18 protein-coding genes are annotated in these 22,063 nt (G+C 60.4%); 13 read left to right on the top strand and 5 right to left on the bottom strand.

What is annotated here, in order from left to right; all coding sequences use genetic code 11:
• The first annotated feature begins 1 nt into the window (after nucleotide 1).
• The 11 genes from nuoL (at nucleotide 2) to dnaE (ending at nucleotide 16,024) form a co-directional block, all read left to right on the top strand.
• On the top strand, nucleotides 2-2,008 hold the full coding sequence (nuoL, locus tag FP2506_RS03355) for an NADH-quinone oxidoreductase subunit L (protein WP_007065974.1): 2,007 nt from the start codon (nucleotides 2-4) through the stop codon (nucleotides 2,006-2,008).
• Nucleotides 2,008-3,516: an NADH-quinone oxidoreductase subunit M gene (locus FP2506_RS03360; protein ID WP_007065975.1), complete on the top strand. Its 1,509-nt coding sequence runs from the start codon at nucleotides 2,008-2,010 to the stop codon at nucleotides 3,514-3,516. The genes nuoL and FP2506_RS03360 overlap by 1 nt, the downstream gene beginning before the upstream one ends.
• An 18-nt stretch (nucleotides 3,517-3,534) precedes the next feature.
• Nucleotides 3,535-4,977 carry an NADH-quinone oxidoreductase subunit NuoN gene (gene nuoN, locus FP2506_RS03365; RefSeq protein ID WP_007065976.1) on the top strand — a complete coding sequence of 481 codons (1,443 nt, stop codon included), beginning with the start codon at nucleotides 3,535-3,537 and terminating at the stop codon, nucleotides 4,975-4,977.
• Nucleotides 4,978-4,983: 6 nt separating this feature from the next.
• The gene (locus FP2506_RS03370) at nucleotides 4,984-5,727 is read left to right on the top strand and encodes a biotin--[acetyl-CoA-carboxylase] ligase (RefSeq protein WP_007065977.1); all 744 of its coding nucleotides are present in this window, start codon (nucleotides 4,984-4,986) and stop codon (nucleotides 5,725-5,727) included.
• A 235-nt stretch (nucleotides 5,728-5,962) separates the two neighbouring features.
• Complete coding sequence (locus tag FP2506_RS03375; protein WP_081448394.1) at nucleotides 5,963-7,573, top strand: ribonuclease J; 1,611 nt, start codon at nucleotides 5,963-5,965, stop codon at nucleotides 7,571-7,573.
• Between the two features lie 10 nt (nucleotides 7,574-7,583).
• Entirely contained in the window at nucleotides 7,584-7,988 is a 405-nt protein-coding gene (mce, locus tag FP2506_RS03380) for a methylmalonyl-CoA epimerase (RefSeq protein ID WP_007065980.1), read from the top strand.
• 84 nt (nucleotides 7,989-8,072) lie between these two features.
• Nucleotides 8,073-8,342: a DUF1467 family protein gene (locus FP2506_RS03385; protein WP_007065981.1), complete on the top strand. Its 270-nt coding sequence runs from the start codon at nucleotides 8,073-8,075 to the stop codon at nucleotides 8,340-8,342.
• A gap of 485 nt (nucleotides 8,343-8,827) precedes the next feature.
• Nucleotides 8,828-10,150 (top strand): proline--tRNA ligase, encoded by a 1,323-nt coding sequence (gene proS / locus FP2506_RS03390; RefSeq protein WP_007065982.1) that lies wholly within the window; start codon nucleotides 8,828-8,830, stop codon nucleotides 10,148-10,150.
• Nucleotides 10,147-11,457 (top strand): lipoprotein-releasing ABC transporter permease subunit, encoded by a 1,311-nt coding sequence (locus FP2506_RS03395; protein WP_425277082.1) that lies wholly within the window; start codon nucleotides 10,147-10,149, stop codon nucleotides 11,455-11,457. Before proS ends, FP2506_RS03395 begins: the two co-directional genes overlap by 4 nt.
• Nucleotides 11,454-12,137, top strand: coding sequence for an ABC transporter ATP-binding protein (locus FP2506_RS03400; RefSeq protein WP_007065984.1), 684 nt, complete (start codon nucleotides 11,454-11,456; stop codon nucleotides 12,135-12,137). The genes FP2506_RS03395 and FP2506_RS03400 overlap by 4 nt, the downstream gene beginning before the upstream one ends.
• Nucleotides 12,138-12,568: 431 nt before the next feature.
• Complete coding sequence (gene dnaE, locus FP2506_RS03405) at nucleotides 12,569-16,024, top strand: DNA polymerase III subunit alpha (protein WP_007065986.1); 3,456 nt, start codon at nucleotides 12,569-12,571, stop codon at nucleotides 16,022-16,024.
• Between the two features lie 15 nt (nucleotides 16,025-16,039).
• Here dnaE and FP2506_RS03410 read toward each other — a convergent pair whose 3' ends face one another.
• Genes FP2506_RS03410 through FP2506_RS03420 form a run of 3 tightly spaced genes read right to left on the bottom strand, consistent with a single transcriptional unit; the run spans nucleotide 16,040 to nucleotide 18,338 of the window.
• Nucleotides 16,040-17,344, bottom strand: coding sequence for a DNA polymerase IV (locus tag FP2506_RS03410; protein ID WP_007065987.1), 1,305 nt, complete (start codon nucleotides 17,342-17,344; stop codon nucleotides 16,040-16,042).
• Nucleotides 17,341-18,039, bottom strand: coding sequence for a hypothetical protein (locus tag FP2506_RS03415; protein WP_007065989.1), 699 nt, complete (start codon nucleotides 18,037-18,039; stop codon nucleotides 17,341-17,343). Before FP2506_RS03415 ends, FP2506_RS03410 begins: the two co-directional genes overlap by 4 nt.
• Nucleotides 18,036-18,338, bottom strand: a complete 303-nt coding sequence (locus FP2506_RS03420; RefSeq protein WP_007065990.1) for a DUF3572 domain-containing protein — start codon at nucleotides 18,336-18,338, stop codon at nucleotides 18,036-18,038. The genes FP2506_RS03415 and FP2506_RS03420 overlap by 4 nt, the downstream gene beginning before the upstream one ends.
• 124 nt (nucleotides 18,339-18,462) lie before the next feature.
• Here FP2506_RS03420 and FP2506_RS03425 point away from each other — a divergent pair, with 124 nt between their 5' ends.
• Both FP2506_RS03425 and FP2506_RS03430 read left to right on the top strand, forming a co-directional pair.
• Nucleotides 18,463-18,834, top strand: a complete 372-nt coding sequence (locus FP2506_RS03425; protein WP_007065991.1) for a response regulator — start codon at nucleotides 18,463-18,465, stop codon at nucleotides 18,832-18,834.
• 12 nt (nucleotides 18,835-18,846) lie between these two features.
• Nucleotides 18,847-20,211: a PleD family two-component system response regulator gene (locus FP2506_RS03430; protein WP_007065992.1), complete on the top strand. Its 1,365-nt coding sequence runs from the start codon at nucleotides 18,847-18,849 to the stop codon at nucleotides 20,209-20,211.
• 509 nt (nucleotides 20,212-20,720) lie between these two features.
• Here the strand turns inward: FP2506_RS03430 and rpmG are convergent.
• Nucleotides 20,721-20,888, bottom strand: coding sequence for a 50S ribosomal protein L33 (gene rpmG, locus FP2506_RS03435; protein WP_007065994.1), 168 nt, complete (start codon nucleotides 20,886-20,888; stop codon nucleotides 20,721-20,723).
• Nucleotides 20,889-21,098: 210 nt separating this feature from the next.
• A complete protein-coding gene (gene rpoH / locus FP2506_RS03440) occupies nucleotides 21,099-22,013 on the bottom strand; it encodes an RNA polymerase sigma factor RpoH (protein ID WP_007065995.1) in 915 nt (304 codons plus the stop codon).
• Between the last annotated feature and the right edge of the window lie 50 nt (nucleotides 22,014-22,063).

Consider the following 22,063-nt stretch of genomic DNA (forward strand, 5'->3'; position numbering starts at 1 on the left):
CGTGTATCAGATCATCGTCCTTCTTCCGCTCGCCGGCTTCCTGATCGCTGGCCTCGCGGGCAATACGATCGGCGCGAAGGCGTCGGAATACATCACTTCGAGCTTCCTTGTCGTCGCGGCGATCCTTTCCTGGATCGGCTTCCTGACCTTCGACGCCGACGAGCCGATGGCGCCGATCACCATGCTGCAATGGATGCAGTCGGGTGGCCTCGACGTCGCTTGGGCTCTGAAGATCGACCGCCTAACGCTCGTCATGCTGGTGGTCGTGAACACGGTGTCGGCGCTCGTCCACATCTATTCGATCGGCTACATGCACCACGACCCGCATCGGCCGCGCTTCTTCGCCTATCTCTCGCTCTTCACCTTCGCCATGCTCATGCTGGTGACGGCCGACAACCTCGTGCAGATGTTCTTCGGCTGGGAGGGCGTCGGTCTCGCGTCCTATCTGCTGATTGGATTCTGGTACAAGAAGCCGTCCGCGAATGCGGCCGCGATGAAGGCTTTCATCGTCAACCGCGTCGGAGATTTTGGGTTTATTCTCGGCATCTTCGGCGTCTTCGCGATCTTCCAGTCGGTCAATCTCGACACGATCTTCGCCGGCGCCGCCGATGTCGCCTCCCGCATGGGCGAAGCGGGCGGCGAGGGCGCGGAAGCGGCTGCCGAGGGCGCGGCCAATATGGGCGACGTCGTCCTGAATTTCGCCGGCTATTCGCTGACCATGGGCGGCGCGATCACCTGCGTCTGCCTGCTCCTCTTACTTGGCGCTATGGGCAAGTCGGCCCAGCTCGGCCTCCACACCTGGCTGCCGGACGCCATGGAAGGCCCGACGCCGGTCTCCGCGCTGATCCACGCGGCGACCATGGTTACGGCGGGCGTCTTCATGCTGGCGCGCATGTCGCCGATCTTCGAGCTCAGCCATACGGCGCTGACGGTGGTGACATTCGTGGGGGCGTCGACCGCCATTTTCGCCGCGACGGTCGGTCTCGTCCAGAACGACATCAAGCGGGTCATCGCTTATTCGACCTGTTCGCAGCTTGGTTACATGTTCGTCGCGCTTGGCGTCGGAGCCTATTCGGTGGCGATCTTCCACCTCTTCACCCACGCCTTCTTCAAGGCGCTCCTCTTCCTTGGAGCGGGTTCGGTGATCCACGCCGTCTCCGACGAGCAGGACATGCGACGCATGGGAGGACTGAGGAAGCACATTCCAGTCACCTACTGGACGATGATCATCGGTACGCTCGCCCTGACGGGTTTTCCGTTCACGGCCGGCTATTTCTCCAAGGATGCCGTGATCGAGGCGGCCTATGTCGGCCATAATGCCTTCGCCCTCTACGGCTGGGGCCTGACCGTAATCGCGGCGCTGCTGACGAGCTTCTATTCCTGGCGCCTGATCTTCCTCACTTTCCACGGCAAGCCGCGTGCTTCGGCCGACGTGATGCACCACGTGCACGAATCGCCGTCAGTCATGATCGTTCCGCTGTTTTTCCTTGCGGCAGGTGCGATCCTGGCGGGCTTGCTGTTCGAGCACGAGTTCGTGGGTGATGCCTACGAGCACTTCTGGGGTGCTTCTCTCTTCACCAGTGCCGAGAACCACGTACTGCACGATCTCCACGAGGTCGCGTTCGGCGTCGCGATCATCCCGACTGTGATGATGGCGGTCGGTTTTGCTCTCGCCTACTATTTCTACATCGCCAATCCGGCAATGCCGAAGCAGCTCAGCCAGACCCATCGCGGGCTCTACAAGTTCTTCCTCAACAAGTGGTACTTCGACGAGCTCTACGACTTCCTCTTCGTACGCTCCTCCAAATGGATCGGGCGGACGCTCTGGAAGACCGGAGACGGCCGCATCATCGACGGGCTGGGTCCTGACGGCGTCTCGGCGCGCGTGATCGACGTCACCAATCGGGTCGTGAAGCTTCAGACCGGCTATCTCTACCACTACGCCTTCGCGATGCTCATCGGCGTCGCGGCGCTCGTCACCTGGATGATGATCGGGGGTATCTCCTGATGACCGGTTGGCCGATTCTTTCGACCGTCACCTTCCTGCCGCTCGTCGGGGCGTTCCTGATCCTGCTTATCCAGGACGACAACGAACTTGCGCGTCGCAACATTCGCAATGTCGCGCTGTTGACGACGGTCTTCACCTTCGTCGTCTCGCTCTGGATCTGGGGCGAGTTCGACTACCAGACGACGGGCTTCCAGTTCGTCGAGCAGGCCGAATGGCTTGGCACCGGCATCACGTACCACATGGGCGTCGACGGCATTTCCATGCTGTTCGTCATCCTGACGACCTTCCTGATGCCGCTCTGCATCCTCGCGAGCTTCGAAAGCGTGAAGACACGGGTGAAGGAGTACATGATCGCGTTCCTCGTGCTGGAGACGCTGGTCATCGGCGTCTTCTGCGCGCTCGACCTGATCCTGTTCTACATCTTCTTCGAGGGCGGCCTCATTCCGATGTTCCTGATCATCGGCGTGTGGGGCGGCAAGCGCCGCATCTACGCGAGCTACAAGTTCTTCCTCTACACCTTCCTCGGCTCCGTACTGATGCTCGTCGCAATGATGGCGATGTATTGGAATGCCGGGACGACCTCGATTCCCGAGCTTCTGGCGCACGACTTCCCAGCCTCGATGCAGGCTTGGCTCTGGTTTGCGTTTTTTGCGAGCTTTGCAGTGAAGATGCCCATGTGGCCTGTCCACACTTGGCTCCCGGATGCCCATGTGGAAGCGCCGACGGCGGGCTCGGTGATCTTGGCGGGCATCCTCCTGAAGCTTGGTGGCTACGGCTTCCTGCGCTTTTCGCTGCCGATGTTCCCGATTGCATCTGCCGATTTTGCGCCCTTCGTTTACTCGCTCTCCGTCATCGCGATCATCTACACCTCGCTGGTCGCGTTGATGCAGGAAGACATCAAGAAGTTGATCGCCTATTCGTCAGTCGCCCATATGGGCTTCGTGACCATGGGTATCTTCGCTGCGAATGCGCAAGGCCTGCAGGGCGCGATTTTCCAGATGCTCTCCCATGGCCTGATTTCCGGCGCGCTCTTCCTCTGCGTCGGCGTTGTCTACGACCGCATGCATACCCGCGAGATCACGGCCTATGGCGGGCTGGTGAACCGCATGCCGAAATATGCCGTCGCTATGCTGATCTTCACCATGGCGAATGTCGGTCTTCCCGGCACCAGCGGGTTTGTCGGCGAATTCCTTACGCTTTTGGGCGTATTCCAGGTCAATAGCTGGGTGGCGATCTTCGCCGCCACGGGGGTCATCCTCTCAGCGGCCTATGCGCTCTGGCTCTATCGTCGCGTGATCTTCGGGGCGCTCGAGAAAGAGAGCCTCCGCCAGATCCTCGACCTGTCGCGACGCGAGAAGGCGCTCCTCTATCCGCTGGTCGTTCTGGTCATCTTCTTCGGCGTCTATCCGATGCCGGTCTTCGACGTGACGGCCGCATCGGTCGAAAACCTTATCAATACCTACAGTGCCGGATTGGAAGCTGCCCAGTCCGTTGCGCAGGCCAACTGAAGCGGGGACCGCTAGCACATGGTTTCGGACATGCTCACGAGCAGCCTGTCGATCGCCGGGCCCGAATTCATCCTGACCATCGGGGCGATGGTGCTTTTGATGGTCGGTGTCTTCATGGGCGGCAAGAGCGCGCAACTCGTCACCGCACTTTCGGTGGCGCTGCTCATCATCGCCGCGCTCTGGCTTGTCTTCGTTGCACCTGAAGGCGTCGCTTTCGGCGGCTCGATCGTGAGCGACAGCTTCGCCTCCTTTATGAAGATCCTCGTGCTCATCGGATCGGCGGCAGCGATTGTGATGTCCGCCGGTTATGCCGAGAGCGAGCGCTTCAATCGCTTCGAATTCCCGGTGCTGATCGTCCTGTCGACTCTCGGCATGCTGGTCATGGTCTCGGCCGGTGACCTGATCTCGCTGTATATGGGCCTGGAACTGCAGTCGCTGGCGATCTACGTGCTCGCGGCGATCAACCGGGAGAGCGTGCGCTCGACCGAAGCGGGCCTGAAATATTTCGTTCTCGGCGCTCTGTCCTCCGGCATGCTGCTCTACGGCGCATCGATGATCTACGGCTTCACTGGCCAGATCGAACTGACGGCGATCGCCGAGACGCTGACCGCCGGTGAACGCTCGCTGGGACTTCTCGTCGGCCTCGTATTTCTGTTGGCCGGCCTTGCCTTCAAGATTTCCGCCGTCCCGTTCCACATGTGGACGCCGGACGTCTACGAGGGTGCGCCGACGCCGATTACGGCGCTGCTCGCCGGTGCGCCGAAGATCGCCGCCATGGCGCTCCTTGTGCGGTTCGCCATGGAGGGGTTCCTGCCTGTCGTCGTCGATTGGCAGCAAGTTATCATCTTCATTTCGATAGCCTCGATGGGCTTCGGCGCCTTCGCCGCGATCGGCCAGAAAAACATCAAGCGCCTGATGGCCTATTCCTCAATCGGTCATATGGGCTACGCGCTCGTCGGCTTGGCGGCTGCCAACATGGAAGGCGTGCGGGGCGTCGCGCTGTACATGGCGATCTATCTTGCGACGACACTCGGTACTTTCGCGGTGATCCTCTCCATGCGCCGCGACGACGGACCGGCCGACCAGATCGAGGATCTCGCTGGCCTGTCGAAGACCAATCCGGTGATGGCGACTTTCCTGACGATCATGATGCTGTCGCTCGCCGGACTGCCGCCGCTCGCCGGCTTCTTCGCGAAGTATTTCGTCTTCATGGCGGCGGTGGAAGCTGGCCTCTATGCGCTCGCAGTGATCGGCGTTCTCGCCAGCGTCGTCGGCCTCTACTACTACCTGCGCATCGTCAAGCTGATGTGGTTTGACGAGGAGGCGAAGCCCTTCCTGCCTGCGCCGATCGAGCTGAAGCTCGTGCTCTGGGTGGCGGGGCTCTTCGTCTTCCCGATCTATCTCTTCGTCGGCGGTCCCGTTTTCGCGGCGGCTGGAGAAGCCGCGCAGTCCTTTTTCTGATCGACAATGCGGGCGGGATCGACGCGGTATCGCCGGCTCTCGTTCGCGGCAGTTTCCTCGACCAATACCCTGGCCCTCGAAGCCGCACGATCCGGCGATCCGGGCGATCTCTGGATTACTGGGGAACGTCAACTCGAAGGTCGCGGCCGGATGGGTCGCAAATGGGTTTCCGAAGCCGGCAATCTTTATGCGAGCTGGCTCGGCATCGACGTCGCGCCGCCGGCCGAACTCGCCAAGCTTCCCTTTGTCGTATCGCTCGCCATACGCAACGCTGTGCAGCGCTTCGTGGAGCCGCCGGCTTCCGCACAGATGAAATGGCCGAACGACATCCTCATCGACGGTAAGAAGCTCGTCGGTATCCTGTTGGAGTCGAGCAGGCTTCCAAGCGGGCGGCAGGCGCTTATCCTCGGCTGCGGCATCAATATCGCGCACAAGCCGAGCGATGCGCCCTACGGCGTGACCTCGCTGCAGGACGAGGGGTATCGATCGGGCCCCGAACCGGTCTTCGAGGTGCTAGCGGAAGAGTGGCATCGTCAGCTTCTACGATTTGACGGCGGAGCGGGCTTTGCCCACATTCGCAGCGATTGGCTCGAGCACGCCGTTGGTCTCAGTCGACCCTGCACCGTTCGCCTCCCGGACCGGACGCTAGAAGGCATCTTCGAGACGCTCGACGCGGATGGACGGTTGATCCTCCGGTTCGCGGATGGCACGAGACGACCTATATCGGCGGGCGATGTTTTTTTCAGCTGAGCGCTCTCTTCGGATCGAAGCGCTTGCGACTCGAGTATGCGGAAAGAAGGCTTTCCAGCCCGGTTCCGCACCCTGATGACATCTCGCGACGCGGTTCAACGTGGCGCGGTCAACGAACGAAAACGGAATGATAAACCTGCGACGGCGCATTATCAGCGCCGCGCTGAACGCATGAAAGAATGAAAGCTTGACACAATTGGTATTCGTGCCGCTCGGCGGCATTGGCGAGATCGGTATGAACCTCGCCCTTTATGGCTATGGGCCCGAGCATGACCGCGAATGGATCATGGTCGATTGCGGCATTTCCTTCGCAGGGCCCGATATGCCCGGCGTCGATCTCGTTTTTCCCGATATCCGCTTCATCGAAGACCACGTGAAGGCCTTGAAGGGCATCGTGATCACGCACGCCCACGAGGATCACTACGGCGCGCTCCTCGATCTGTGGCCTCGCCTGAAGGCGCCGGTCTATGCCACCGAATTTACGGCAGGCTTGCTAGCTGCAAAGCGCGAGGGGGAGCCCGGGGCGCCGAAGATACCTGTCGAGGTGTTCAAAGCCGGCGACCGGTTTAGGATCGGCCCGTTCGAGATCGAGGCGATCAACGTGACCCATTCGATCCCCGATCCTGTGGCACTCGCAATCCGAACCGACGCTGGAACGGTTCTCCACACGGGCGACTGGAAAATCGATGCAACGCCGGTTCTAGGCGAGCCGACCGACGAGAAGCGGCTGCGCGAGATAGGCGACGAGGGCGTCATGACCCTCGTCTGTGACTCGACCAACGCCATGCGAGAGGGTGAAAGCCCGAGCGAAGCGGAGGTCGCAGCTTCGCTGACCAAGATCATCATGAGCGCCAAGGCCCGCGTCGCCGTGACGACCTTCTCCTCCAATGTCGGTCGTATTCGGTCGGTCGCACGAGCCGCGACCGACGCCGGGCGTCAGGTTCTGCTCATGGGCCGCTCGATGCGTAGGACCATCGATGTCGCCCGTGAAGCCGGCTATATGGACGATGTGCCCGAGTTCCTGTCGGAACAGGATTTCGGCCATATCCCGCGCGACAAGGTCGTGATCATCCTGACCGGCAGCCAGGGCGAGTCCCGCGCGGCGTTGGCGCGGCTCTCGCGCGATGAACATCCGAGCGTCGCACTCTCGAAGGACGACATGGTCATTTTCTCGTCCCGAGCGATTCCAGGAAACGAGAAGCCGATCATTGAGATCAAGAACGCCTTCCTCGAACGCGGCGTGAAGATCATGGAGGACGGCGACGGGCTTGTGCACGTTTCCGGCCATCCGAGGCGCAATGAGTTGAAGAAGATGTACGAATGGATCCGCCCGCAAACGGCGATCCCGGCTCATGGCGAGCCGGCCCATCTGGCGGCTCACGCTGATCTCGCTCGTGAACTCGGCGTGAAGCACGTCGTCGAGGCCCGCAACGGCCATCTCGTCCAGCTTTCGCCTGGCAAGGGTGCCGTCATCGACGAAGTCCCCTTCGGCCGCCTTTATAAAGACGGTCACTTGCTGGGCACCGCCGAGGACATGGGCATAATCGAGCGCCGGCGCTTGTCCTTTGTCGGTCAGGTCTCGGTGTTGATCGAGCTCGATTCAAAGCGCAACCTGAAGGACGACCCCGATCTCGTCTCCATCGGTCTTCCAATCGAGGACGAAGAGGGAGAAGATCTGGAGGATCTTCTCGTCGACGCGGCCGCAGGCGCTGTGGAAAGCATCCCGCACGGCCGCCGGAAGGATCCGAGTACCGTACGGGAGGCCGTGCGGCGTGCCGTTCGCAATGCGGCTCAGGAGATTTGGGGGAAGAAGCCGATGACCACCGTCTTCATCTCGATGGACTGACGAAGAGCCAATGATCGGACGTCTGAACCATGTCGCTCTCGCAGTGCCCGATCTCGCAGCCGCGAGCGAGCGCTACCGAGACGCTCTTGGCGCAAAGGTCTCCCAGCCGCAGGCGCTGCCTGAGCATGGCGTGACCGTTGTCTTCGTCGAATTGGACAACACAAAAATCGAGCTTCTGGAACCGCTAGGTGAAGACTCGCCCATCGCGGCGTTTCTTGCCAAGAACCCAAAGGGCGGTATGCATCATGTCTGTTACGAGACTTCCGATCTCCGCGCGGCGCGCGATCGGCTGACGGCGACCGGCGCACGTGTCCTCGGCGATGGTGAGCCGAAGATCGGAGCGCATGGCAAGCCGGTGATCTTTCTTCATCCGTCCGATCTGTTTGGGACGCTGACTGAGTTGGAAGAAGTCTGAGTGCTCCGAGCATGGCTCGGGTATATCGAAAGCGTCGGGCGGTCACTGATGATCGCCCGGCTCTCAGGACTGAGGAGGTAATCCATGGGCTGGGTTTCGGGGATCGCGATTTTCTTCATCATCTGGTGGACAGCGCTTTTCGCCGTCTTGCCGTTCGGGAACCGCATTCCCGACGATGAGGCGCAGCTTCTCGGTACTCAGGAAGAGACACCGACCAATCCGCATATGATGAAGAAGGCAGGCATCACGACGATTGTCGCCGTCATCGTATTCGCTCTGTTTTATCTGGTCACCGAAGTCCTCGGGTTCAGCTTGGCCGATTTCCCTGAGATCATCCCCGATCCTTCGACCTGATCGGGTCGCAATCTTCACCCGAAAGTCCAATTGCGCCAGATGCTTTCGCGGGGCAAAAAAAATGCAAGGCCGAAACCTTGCATTTGAAAACTCGCGTGTCTGGATCTCGCACCGATCCGAGTGGATGTGGCAGCGGTTGACCCGCGCCGGAGATCTCGTCCTCCCAAGACTAGACCGCTCAGCCCGGCTTTTCTGACGAAGCCGTGACGACGAGCGGGACGATAGGCAAGTCGTCATGGATTGTCACGCGAAATTTAAGCGCACTTCGTCATTTGAGCAACATGCAGATTTGCACTTAAAATACGCAGATTAAAGTCGTCATCTGAAGTGTTTAAATAACGAATATTGCGTTATCTGCTCGTGCATCACTTGAACTGCATGCGCCATGGAAATGCCGCTTTCCATATGGGTTTCGAACCGGTAAACGCCGGGCTTGCCCCGGATCTGGGGTCGATCCCATCCCGCCGAAACGACGGTAACATTCCATGCGATTGTCGCGCTATTTTCTGCCGATACTGAAAGAGACGCCGCGAGAGGCAGAGATCGTCTCCCACCAGTTGATGCTGCGGGCCGGAATGATCCGACAGCAGGCAGCGGGTCTCTACACTTTTCTGCCGCTCGGCCTGAAGGTGCTGAACAAGGTCTGCGCGATCATTCGCGAGGAACAGAATCGGGCGGGCGCCAACGAACTTCTGATGCCGACGATCCAGTCGGCCGACCTCTGGCGCGAATCCGGCCGGTACGACGCATACGGCGAAGAGATGCTGCGCATCACCGACCGGCACAAACGCGATCTTCTCTACGGGCCGACCAACGAGGAGATGGTGACGGACATCTTCCGTTCCTATGTTCGGTCCTACAGGAGCCTGCCGCTCAACCTCTATCACATCCAGTGGAAGTTCCGGGACGAGGTGCGTCCGCGCTTCGGCGTTATGCGTGGCCGCGAATTTCTGATGAAGGACGCCTATTCGTTCGACCTCGACTTCGAAAGCGCGCAGACCGCCTATCACCGTATGTTCGTCTCCTATTTGCGGACGTTCGACCGCTGCGGTCTACAAGCGATCCCAATGCGCGCCGATACTGGCCCGATTGGCGGGAACCTCAGCCACGAATTCATTATTCTCGCCTCGACCGGCGAGAGCGAGGTCTTCTGCCACCGCGATTATCTCGGGATGGAGATCCCATCCGAGGCGATCGATTTCGACGATGCAGGGCAACTCGCCTCGATCGTTGAGAAATGGACGACGCCCTACGCCGCGACCGATGAGATGCACGACGAGACCGCCTGGAATACGGTGCCGGCAAACCATCAGCTTAATGCGCGCGGCATTGAGGTCGGCCACATCTTCTATTTCGGCACGAAATATTCCGCGGCGATGAACGCGGCCGTCACGGGGCCGGACGGTAAAGACGTGCCCGTACATATGGGCTCCTACGGCATCGGGCCGAGCCGGCTCGTCGCCGCCGCCATTGAAGCCTTCCACGACGAGGCTGGCATCATCTGGCCGCGCTCGATTGCGCCGTTCGATGTGGGGCTGATCAACATGAAACCGGGCGACGCCGAGTGCGACGCAGCCTGCGAAAAGATCTACGAGGAAATGAAACAGGCCGGTATCGACGTGCTCTACGACGATCAGGAAGGCAGGGCCGGCGGCAAGTTCGCGACGATGGACCTTATCGGTCTGCCGACACAGGTCATCATCGGCCCGCGTGGCGCCAAGAGCGGTGAAGCAGAAGTCAAGGATCGCGCAAGCGGCGCGCGCGAGACCATTCCGATGGACCAGGTTATCGCCAAGGTGAAGGCGTGAGCACGACAGCAGCCGATATGGCGAAACCGTCTTTAAAACAGGACAGCAAGGGTGCCTCGGCGTTCTCGCGGTTCGAATGGCTGCTCGCCGGTCGCTACTTGCGTTCACGCAAGCGCGAAGCGGGCGTCTCCGTCATCGCCGGTTTCTCTTTCGTCGGCATCATGCTCGGCGTTGCAGCGCTCATCATCGTCATGTCGGTGATGAACGGCTTCCGTACGGAGCTTCTCAGCCGCATTCTCGGCGTCAATGGCCATGTCATCGTGATGCCGATCGATCAGCCGCTGAGCGATTACGACGAGGTCGCCCAGCGGATCGATCAGGTGCCTGGCGTTGCTTATTCCATGCCGCTCGTTCAGGGCCAGATCCTCTCCCAAGGCATGGGCACGTCCTCCTCCGGCGCGCTCGTGAAGGGCGTTTCGGAGGCTTCGCTGAAGAGCCTCACACCGGTCTCCGACAATATCTCGCAAGGCTCGATCGAGAATTTCGACGGGGGCGAGGGGGTCGCGATCGGTGCAAGGCTGGCCGAGCGGCTGGGTCTTCGCATCGAAGACCGGATCACGTTGATCTCGCCCGAAGGCGACGTAACGCCTCTCGGGACTACTCCTCGGGTCAAATCCTATCCGGTGGATGCGATCTTCGAGATAGGCCTGTCGGAATATGATGCAGCCTATGTCTATATGCCGCTTTCGGAGGCCCAACTCTTCTTCAATTCGGAAGGCGAGACCCAGTCGGTCGAAGTCTTCGTCGATGATCCCGACAATGTCGCCGATCTCCAGCCCGCGATCGAAGCGGCCGCTCAGAGACCCGTCTATTCAGTCACCTGGCAAAGCCAGAACCAGTCCTTCTTCTCCGCGCTTCAGGTCGAGCGGAACGTGATGTTCATCATCCTCACGCTGATCGTGCTGGTAGCGGCGCTCAACATCATCTCCGGCCTCTTCATGCTGGTGAAGGGCAAGGGACGCGATATCGCGATCCTCAGAACCATGGGCGCGACACGCGGCTCGATCATGCGCATCTTCTTCATCACCGGTGCCTCGATCGGCGTCTCGGGCACGATCGCCGGCTTCGTTCTAGGCCTACTCTTCTGCCTCAACATCGAGAGCATCCGCGCATTCTTTTCCTGGCTTTCGGGTGTCGATCTATTCAATTCGGAGATCTACTTCCTCAGCGAACTGCCGGCGGAGGTCCAGGCCTCCGAAGTCACCCTCGTCGTTCTGATGGCGATCGGGCTGTCATTCCTCGCGACGATCCTCCCGTCCTGGCAGGCGTCCCGGCTCGATCCCGTCGAGGCTCTGCGATACGAATGACCGCCGCCCTCGAACTGAAGAATGTCGGACGTAGCTTCATCCAGGGCGAGAAGGAACTCGTCGTGTTGAAGGGCGCTGATCTCGCTATTTCTCGCGGTGAGATGGTGGCGCTCGTCGCCCCTTCCGGTTCTGGGAAATCGACCCTCCTTCAGATCGCCGGCCTTCTGGAGAAGCCAAACAACGGGGAGGTCATGGTCGACGCCCGCGAGTGCTCGAAGTTGGAGGACAGGGCCAGGACGGCTATGCGCAGGCGTTCAATCGGGTTCGTCTACCAGTTCCACCATCTCCTGCCCGAACTCTCGGCCCTTGAGAACGTCATGATCCCGCAGTTGATACTAGGGCGTTCGCGCAACGACGCTTCGGCGAGAGCGAAGACACTGCTCGACCATATGCGGATTGCCGCCCGCTCGGATCATCGCCCGGCAGAACTTTCTGGCGGAGAACAGCAACGGGTCGCCATTGCCCGTGCCGTCGCAAACGAGCCGCAGGTGCTCCTTGCCGACGAGCCTACCGGCAATCTCGATCCGTCGACTTCCGACCACGTTTTCCAATCGCTGACGGAGATCGTCCGCGAATCTGGTCTCGCGGCTCTGATCGCGACTCACAACTACGACCTTGCGGACCGGATGGACCGGATTGTCACACTGGAAAATGGGCAGGTCGTCGCGAAGACCAGTTGACCGCTGCCTGGCCGCCGGCTCATCCGATCCGAACAAATCACGATATTTCAAAGGGATGCCGCTGCGCATGACGTGTGGGGCTGGCGTAAACCCTTCCGTGCTTGACAATTAGAACAAAACAAGAACAAATACAGTCATGCAATGAGAAATCGGGAGAATGTCGATGGTCGGATTGACGAAGGATCTTGCCTCATTGGTCGCGGTTGCAGGGTTCGTCTTGTCTTTGATGATGATCGCACACGGGATCTGAGCCATCGTCGCAGAAGTGCCCACGGCGACCGGCGCACCTCCGAAGGGTCCATCGTCAGTCTTGAAAACTGTGGAAGTGGTGGAGACTGGCGGTTTATCCGAACGCACGTCGCAAGTATTTGAAGAGGGTTAGGCGAGCGAGGTGTCGAAGGCAGCTCGGCAGTGAAGGTAGGAGGTGAGGTATGACCGAGACTACGGATCGCCTGTCGTTCATCCACCTGAGGAGTCACAGCGCGTTTTCATTGCTCGAAGGCGCGCTCAAGCTCGATCAGATCATCAAGTTTGCCCTGGCCGACGGCGCGCCGGCAGTGGGAATCGCGGATACGAACAATCTCTTCGGCGCGCTCGAATTCTCTGAAAAGGCCGCGAAAAGCGGACTGCAACCGATTATCGGTTGTCAGCTCGACGTCGATTTCGAAGACGGCGAAAACGACCGCGAAAAAGCTGCACTGTCGCCTGCACCTGTGGTACTGATCGCGTCGTCGGATATCGGTTACGCCAATCTCGTCGAGATCGTATCCAAGGCCTATCTTGGCCACGAGGCGAACGTCCGACCCCATGTGAAGGCGTCTTGGCTTGACGATCTCGCAGAGGGTGTGATCGCCCTTACCGGCGGACCCTCTGGTCCGATCGGCCTCGCAATTGCCGCCGAACGTCGACCGATCGCCGAAGCCCGGCTAGATCGGCTCAAGACGGCCTACGGCGACCGGCTCTATGTCGAGCTCCAGCGACAGCATGGCTACAGCCGCCGGCTCGAAGCGGGGACGCTTGAACTGGCGTATGGCTGCAACCTTCCGATCGTGGCGACGAACGAGCCCTACTTCTATTGTGCGGAGGACTACGACGCACACGACGCGCTGCTCGCTGTTGCTTCCAACCGGCTGGTCAGCCACGAGGATCGCCGCCGTCTGTCTCGCGACCATTGCCTGAAAAATCAAAACGAGATGGCGGAGCTATTCGCTGATCTACCAGAAGCACTCGAGAATACGATCGAGATCGCCAGGCGCTGCAATTTCCGCCCGAAGGTAAGGCAACCGATCCTGCCACGCTTTGCCGGCGCCGATGCCGATCCCGCCGACGCGGAGAGGGCCGAAGTTGCGGAGCTCCGCCGTCAGGCCTTCGAAGGGCTTGATCGCCGGATGGAGAAGCTCGGCATTGCCGATGGCCATACGGTCGAGGAATACAGGGAACGCCTCGATTTCGAACTGACGATTATCGAGCGGATGCAGTTCCCGGGCTACTTCCTGATCGTCGCCGACTTCATCAAATGGGCAAAGGATCACGGCATTCCAGTTGGGCCGGGTCGCGGCTCCGGTGCTGGCTCGCTCGTTGCCTATGCGCTGACGATCACGGATCTCGATCCGCTTCGCTTCTCGCTTCTCTTCGAGCGCTTCCTCAATCCCGAGCGCGTCTCGATGCCAGACTTCGACATCGACTTCTGCCAGGACCGCCGCGAAGAGGTAATCCGTTATGTGCAGGAAAAATACGGGCGCGAGCAGGTCGGACAGATCATCACCTTCGGAACCTTACAGGCGAGGGCGGTGCTGCGCGATGTCGGCCGCGTGCTGGAGATGTCATACGGCCATGTCGACAAGCTCTGCAAGCTCGTACCGGCCAACCCCGCAAACCCGGTGACCCTTGCCCAGGCGCTGGAAGAAGAGCCACGGCTCAAGGAAGCGCGCGAGAAGGAAGAGATCGTCGATCGGCTGATCTCCATTTCGCTCAAGCTCGAGGGCCTTTACCGACACGCATCGACCCATGCGGCGGGTATCGTCATCGGCGATCGCCCGCTTCAGAAGCTGGTTCCGATGTATCGGGACCCGCGCTCCGACATGCCGGTGACCCAGTTCAACATGAAATGGGTCGAGCCGGCCGGGCTCGTGAAGTTCGATTTCCTCGGCCTCAAGACCCTGACGACGCTGCAGACTGCGGTCTCCTACGTCGAGCTCAACAAGCAGACGAAGATCGATCTGTCGGCGATCCCGCTCGACGACAAGCCGACCTATGACATGCTGACCCGCGGTGAGACAGTCGGCGTGTTCCAGCTGGAATCGGTCGGCATGCGCAAGGCGCTGATCGGCATGCGCCCCGACGTTTTCGAGGACATCATCGCGCTCGTCGCGCTCTATCGTCCCGGCCCGATGGAGAACATCCCGACCTACAACGCACGGAAGCACGGCGAGGAAGAGCCGGACTTCATCCACGAGAAGATTGCGCCGATCCTGAAGGAGACCCAAGGGGTCATCATCTATCAGGAACAGGTGATGCAGATCGCACAGGTCCTCTCGGGCTACTCCCTGGGCGAGGCGGATATGCTTCGCCGCGCGATGGGCAAGAAGATCCGCGCGGAGATGGACAAGCAGCGGGTACGCTTCGTCGATGGCGCGGTCGAGCGCGGCATTCAGAAGAAGCAGGCAGACATGATCTTCGACCTGCTCGCCAAATTCGCCAACTACGGTTTCAACAAGAGCCACGCGGCGGCCTATGCGCTCGTCGCCTATCAGACGGCCTATCTTAAGGCGAACTATCCGGCCGAGTTTCTTGCCGCCTCTATGACCCTCGATGCGGGCAATACGGAAAAGCTCAACGAATTTCGCCTCGATGCGAGGCGGCTCGGCATTGAGGTGGTGCCGCCGTCAGTCCAGACGTCGTTCCGCAAGTTCGAGGTCTCCGGAAACAAGATTTTTTATGCGCTAGCGGCGATCAAGGGTGTCGGCGAGCATGCGGTCGACCACATCGTCGAGAAACGCGGCGACAAGCCTTTCAAGTCGCTGGAGGACTTCTGCGGCCGTGTCGATCCGAAGATCATCAACAAGCGGACCTTCGAGTTCCTCATCGCGGCCGGTGCGTTCGACTGCTTCGGCCACGAACGCGCGGTGCTGATGAGTAATGTCGAGCGGATGATGGGCTATGCGGCCAGGATCGCAGAAAGCCGCACGTCAGGGCAGGCCGACATTTTCGGCGCCTTCTCGTCCGAACCCGAGCCGTTACGGCTGGGCCCGGCGCCCCTGTGGACGGCGTCCGAAAAGCTGTTGCGCGAATTTCAGGCGATCGGTTTTCATCTGTCGGCCCATCCGCTCGACGAATACCGGTCCACGTTGAAACGGCTTCGCGTCCAGTCCCACGCGGATGCCGTCGCAGCGGTCAAGCGCGGGGCCAGCGCTGTTCGGCTCGCGGGCACCGTCACCAGCCGGCAGGAGCGCAAGACGCGCTCTGGCGGCAAGATCGGCATCATCCAGATGTCCGACGCGAGCGCGCAATACGAGGTGGTTCTGTTCTCCGAATCGCTCTACGCCTTTCGCGACGTCATGGAGCCCGGCGCCTCGGTTATCGTGACGGCGCAGGCGGAAGAACGCCCGGAGGGTGTCTCGTTCCGGGCGAGCAATGTGCAGTCGCTCGAGGACGAAGCGGTCCGCATGCAGAAGGCGCTGCGCATCTTTCTGCGTGACGAGAACCCGATCGACGCCTTCCAGAGCCATCTTCAGCCGAACGGCGACAGCGAGGTCTCAATCGTCCTCCTGCGCGATGACGGCGGCCGCGAGGTCGAAATTATGCTGGCCGACAAATATCGGGTTTCGCCGCAGATCGCGAGCGCCATCAAGGCAGCTCACGGCGTGGTCGACGTCGAACTGGTCTGAACATCGCTGCCAGGCTCAGGGCCGCCGCGGCTCCGATTTCGGGGAGGGGGCGCCGTAGGTATAGCCAGTCTCGATCGCCTTCTGGCCGAAGCGGTTGCGCAGACTGTCGAGAGCGGCCTCGGCCTTGGCGCGCTTGGCGAAACCCGGATCCACGAGATCGTCCGGATCGGCACTCGCAGCCGGCGCGAAACCGGAGCAGCCGATGCCGATTAGCCGGAAGCGTGTCCCGTCGAGTTCATGTTCGAGCAGCGATCGGCCGGCGGCAAAGATGCGGTCGGCGAGGCGGGTCGGATCCTGAAGCTTGCGCTGGCGCGTGCGCAGCCTGAAATCGCTGGTCTTCAGTCTGAGGGTGATGCCAGTTGCCGCCAGATCGGTGGCCTTGAGACGGCCCGAGACCTTCTCGCAGAGACGTCTTAAAACTGGAACCAGATCGTCCGCCCGGTGAAGATCGCAGTTGAAGGTCGTCTCGGCAGAGATGCTCTTTGCTTCGCCGTCCGGTTCGACCGAGCGATCGTCGATACCGTGCGCAAGCTTGGACAGCCGCAGCCCCATCGCACCGTACCGACGGATGAAATCCGTGTCGTCCATGTCCTGAAGCTGCGAAATCATTGTCAGCCCGTCGGCTTTGAGCTTTGCCGCCATGGCATCGCCGACACCCCAGATCGCGGAGATCGGTTTCGCGCGCAGGTAGTCGCGCGTCTCCGCCCGTCCGATGACCGAGAAACCGCGCGGTTTCTCGAGATCGGACGCCATCTTCGCGAGAAACTTGTTGTGTGAAAGACCGATCGAGACGCTAACCCCGATCTCGTACTCGATCCGCGCGGCGAGACGCGTGAGCGTGACGGAGGACGGCTCCCCATGCAGCCGTTCGGTGCCTTTGAGGTCCATGAAGGCTTCGTCGATCGAGACCGGCTGCACGAGAGGCGTCAGATCGCGCATCATCTGCCGAATCTCGCGGCCGACACCGGCATATTTTTCCATGTTCGGGCGGATGACGGTCGCTTCGGGGCAGAGCTTCAGCGCCTTGAACATCGGCATGGCCGATCTGACGCCGCGAATGCGGGCGATGTAGCAGGCAGTGGTAACGACACCGCGTGTGCCGCCGCCGACGATGACGGGCTTTTGCGCAAGGCTCGGATCGTCGCGCTTTTCGATACTGGCATAGAAAGCGTCGCAATCGAGATGGGCGAGGCTTAGGCTGCCGAGTTCGTTGTGAGCGACGACACGCGGGCTGCCGCAAGCCGCGCAACGATGCCGGTTCTCGCCGCCGATCCGGTGGCAGTCGCGGCAGACGCTGAACGCGGCGGTCGGGGCTGTCATCCCGCCCGGTTCGCGTTCTGAGGTCGAACGAGATTTTCCGCGATCGGTGCTCGGAGGATCGCCTCGATATGACCAGCAGCATCCCACCAATCGTTGGCAGAATAGACGCCCTTAGGCAGCGGCGGCAGGTGCGGGCGAAAGCCAGGATGGGCCATGATCTGCACCAGACGGGCTCGCGGAACGCTGCGCTGGACCGTTTGCAGATTGGGCGCCAGATCGTCGACGAAAACGACCGGCCCTTGCCAGCGCTCCGAAAGCTCGGCGACGACGCCGCCTTTGGAGCGCTCGGTGGCGATCATCGGATGGGTCAGGCCTGCTTCGTCGAGCGTCCGCCGCCTCTCATCGTAGAAACGCGGCTCCATCGCCGTCAGGAAGACGATGTCGGCATGCGCGGCGAGCCGTGCCAGTGCTTCGCGGCTTCCCGCAACCGGTGCCTGCCGCGTCTCCTGCTCGGCATAAAGGCGTTGCATGATGCCGTCGAGATCACCCCCACTGAGCGCAGCGCCTGTCGACAGCGAGCGAGCATTGCCGGTCAGTTTATAGCTGTCGAAGTGCAGGCGGGCGCCGTGTTCGGCGAGGAGGTTGTCGAACGGCCCGATGAATTCGAGAATGACCTCGTCGATATCGAGTACGACGAGCGCATCACATGTCTTGGGGATGTCGGCTATCGGAACGCCGCGAGTCTCCGGCTTCATGGGTGGTCCCAGCCGTGCGGAGTAGCGCCGGGAAGTTGCCGGGCAGCTGCGCCGATTGCCTGTGGCGCATGTCCGCTTTCGTCCGAGAAGGCCATCAGCGTGGGTTCATGCGCCAGGATAAAGTCCAGGACGCCGGCAAGGAAGCCGGGTTCGGATGCAGCGGCGCGCATCTCGCCGGCCGTCAACCCTGTAATCCCGCAAAAGCGCGAGAACAGGTGTTCGTCGGAGGCGATGAACGACAGTCCGTCGATCGCGATCGTCTCGGCGCCAGCCACGCTGCTCGATTCAAGTGCCGCCAAAGATTAACTCCCTGTTATCGTTAATGAACGGAGGGGTTCCGATTCCCAAATCTTCAACGAAATGCGCGTAATGATCGAACGCGATAGCGAATATTCGGCCGAAGGTCGAGGCAGGAGAAACCCGATGGCGAAAACCGTGATGATCGTTGAGGACAACGAACTCAACATGAAGCTTTTTCGCGATCTGATCGAAGCTTACGGATATGAGACGATCCGGACAAGCAGCGGTCTCAACGCAGTCGATCTTGCCCGCAAACACCGACCCGACCTCATTCTGATGGATATACAACTGCCCGAGATTTCCGGCCTCGATGTGACGCGACAGCTGAAGGCCGATCCGGAACTGCAACGCATTCCGGTCATCGCGGTCACGGCCTTCGCCATGAAGGGGGACGAAGAGCGTATCCGGGAGGGCGGCTGTGAAGCCTACATCTCCAAGCCAATCTCGGTCCCAAAATTTATCGAGACGATACGCTCCTTTCTCGGCGAGGGCTGACGGGGAACCAAGATGAGTGGACGCATTCTGATTGTCGACGACAGCGCGATCAACCTGAAGCTGCTCGAAGCGCGGCTCACGGCAGAATATTTCGACGTGGTTCAGGCGTCGAATGGCGAGGAGGCTCTCGCGATCTGCCGTTCGGAGCCACTCGATCTCGTGCTGAGCGATGTCATGATGCCCGAGGTGGATGGCTTCGAACTGTGCAGGGCGCTCAAGTCCGATCCGCGAACCACCCATTTGCCGGTCGTTCTGATCACTGCGCTCGACCAGCCGTCCGACCGGGTTCGTGGGCTCGAAGCGGGAGCGGACGATTTCCTGACGAAACCGGTTCGCGATTTGCCGCTGTTCTCCCGAGTGCGAAGCCTTACGCGCCTCAAGCAGATGACGGATGAATTGCGGCGACGTGCCGATACCGCAACCGAAATTTTGACAGAAGCCGAATTTGCGCCGAGTTCCGTTTCGGAGCTGCCTGAAATCGTTGTGGTAAGCGACCATGCACGACTGCAGGCGCGCATCGCCCGCAGTCTGCAGACAATCGGAAGCGTCCGCGAGTTCGCCGATTATGACACGGCCTTCGCGGCGGTTCAGAAACGACAGGTGATGCTCACAGTCGTTGATCTGGTCGGCGGCAACGGCACCGACCCCATACGCTTTCTTGCCCGCTGCCGGGCAAGTGAAAAGTCCCGCGGAATGCCGATCATCGCGATCACGGCCGCCGACGACGATAGGACCGCGGCGAAAGCCCTCGAAATCGGTGCGTACGATTATGTTCAGCGGCCGGTCGACTGCAACGAGCTCGTCGCTCGGTCGCGCACGCAGCTGGCACGTTTCCACTATGGGGAAACACTGCGGATGACTCTCGAACGCACCTTGGAACTCGCCGTCATCGACGGGCTGACCGGTTTGCACAACCGTCGCTTCTTGAACACCCATATGTCGCGTGCGGTGACCGAGGCCGAACGACGGCAAGGCACGTTCTCACTCATCGTCGCCGACATAGATCATTTCAAGCGGATCAACGACACCTACGGTCACGACGGTGGCGACATTGTCTTACGTGAATTCGCTCGCCGGCTGGAGGCCAGCGTTCGCGCCAGCGATCTTCCTTGTCGGATCGGAGGCGAGGAATTTGCGGTGCTTCTGCCGAACGCCGACGAGCGCACGGCCCGGGTCACCGCAGAGCGTTTCAGGGCCGCCATCGAGGCACGACCGTTCATAATCTCGGATGCGCTGGAGCTTCCCGTCACTGTCAGTGTCGGACTTGCGATCTTCCCTCGGGGAGGGCAGGAAGTCTCGACGCTGATGCGTGCAGCGGACGCTGCGCTCTATCGGGCGAAGTCCGCAGGCAGGAACCAGATCGCAATTGCGGCGTGACGCGGCTGAAGATAGCCAAACTTCCCACCAGACCTTCAATCAAAGAGCACTGCGAAGATTTAGATTACTTGTTCTCGTCGATCGCAGCGAGTGTTTGTCAATTGATGGCCCGCAACGACATCTGAAGCCTTACAATTCTGCAAGATTATTAACTACGTCCATACGGAACCGCTGCAATTGCGACGATTCTCGTTGCAAACGACTCATATATCGGCCACGTTCAATACAAGGGTTTCAACGCTTATCTGTGAACAGAGATGCGTTTTAGTCACCCCATGGAATGCTCAGGTCCGCCGCATCTCCTGGGTCCCGTGGGGCGGTCGGTCAGCCTCGCTCGTATACGGTGTCCTCGTGCCGTTGAGCAGGCTGGCCGGCCACTTTCTCTTTTCTCTCGAAAATCGACGTGAACTGCTTCTGCATTTTACGGCGTACGCAAAAAAACACCGCCCTCACGGGCGGCGTTGCATTTCACCTTGCGGGCCGTCGATGACCAACAATCGATCGCGAACCTATTTGATCTTGGCTTCGCGAAAATCGACGTGCTTTCGTGCGATCGGATCGTATTTCCGCTTGACCATTTTGTCGGTCATCGTGCGACTGTTCTTGCGCGTCACATAGAAATACCCGGTGTCTGCCGTCGAAAGCAGCTTGATCTTGATCGTGGTCGCCTTGGCCATCGTATCTTCCGTCGTTCTTCAAAACCTCCGAGCGGTGCGGCGATTGCCGGCAGCGGGGAGGGCGGTTTTTCAATCTGGAGATCACGTGAGCCGCGCATCCCAACAGGACCATGGCGCAAACGCGATGCCGCCGACGCGCGAAGCGCCGGCGGATTTCGGCGGGACAATACTCACGCGCCTCAGCAAGTCAAGGCGGGCGAGCAATTTCGATCAGGCCGTCGCACCGCCCTCTACGGGTCGGAGCGCCTGTCGATCGGCGACTACGTTTTCCTGCACCGCTTTCTGCACCTTTTCAAAGGCGCGGACTTCGATCTGTCGAACGCGCTCGCGGCTAATGTCGAACTCACCGGAAAGCGCCTCAAGCGTGATCGGATCCTCCGACAGTCTGCGAGCTTCGAAAATGCGGCGCTCGCGATCATTGAGGATGCCCATCGCGCGCTTGAGCATGCCGCGGCGTTGGTCGAGCTCGTCCTGCTGCGCGAGGACGTCCTCTTGAGACTCGTTTTCATCGACGAGCCAGTCCTGCCATTCGCCAGACTCGCCCTCGGTCGCCCGCAGCGGCGAGTTCAACGATGCATCGCCCGAAAGTCGGCGATTCATCGATATGACTTCGTCGTCGGAAACGCCGAGTTGCGTCGCGATCTGTTTGACCTGATCGGGGTTGAGATCACCGTCTTCGAGCGCTTGAATTCTGCTTTTCATCTTGCGCAGGTTGAAGAAGAGGCGCTTCTGATTGGCGGTCGTTCCCATTTTGACAAGGCTCCACGACCTCAAGATATATTCTTGGATCGAAGCCTTGATCCACCACATCGCATAGGTCGCCAATCGGAAGCCGCGTTCCGGGTCGAAACGCTTTACAGCCTGCATGAGGCCGACATTGCCTTCCGAAACCACCTCGCCGATCGGCAGGCCGTAGCCGCGATAACCCATCGCGATCTTTGCCACGAGCCGCAGATGGCTCGTGACGAGCTTATGCGCGGCATTCCGGTCGTCATGCTCGGCATAGCGCTTCGCGAGCATATACTCTTCGTCCGGTTGAAGCATCGGGAACCGACGAATCTCCTCGAGATACCGGTTGAGCCCGCCTTCGCCCGAAGCAATGCTGGGTAAATTCATCTGGGCCATGAAGGTCCCTCCATCCTTTTCGCCCGCTTTTGAAGCCGGACATCCACGGG

Source organism: Fulvimarina pelagi HTCC2506 (assembly GCF_000153705.1).
Taxonomy (GTDB): domain Bacteria; phylum Pseudomonadota; class Alphaproteobacteria; order Rhizobiales; family Rhizobiaceae; genus Fulvimarina; species Fulvimarina pelagi.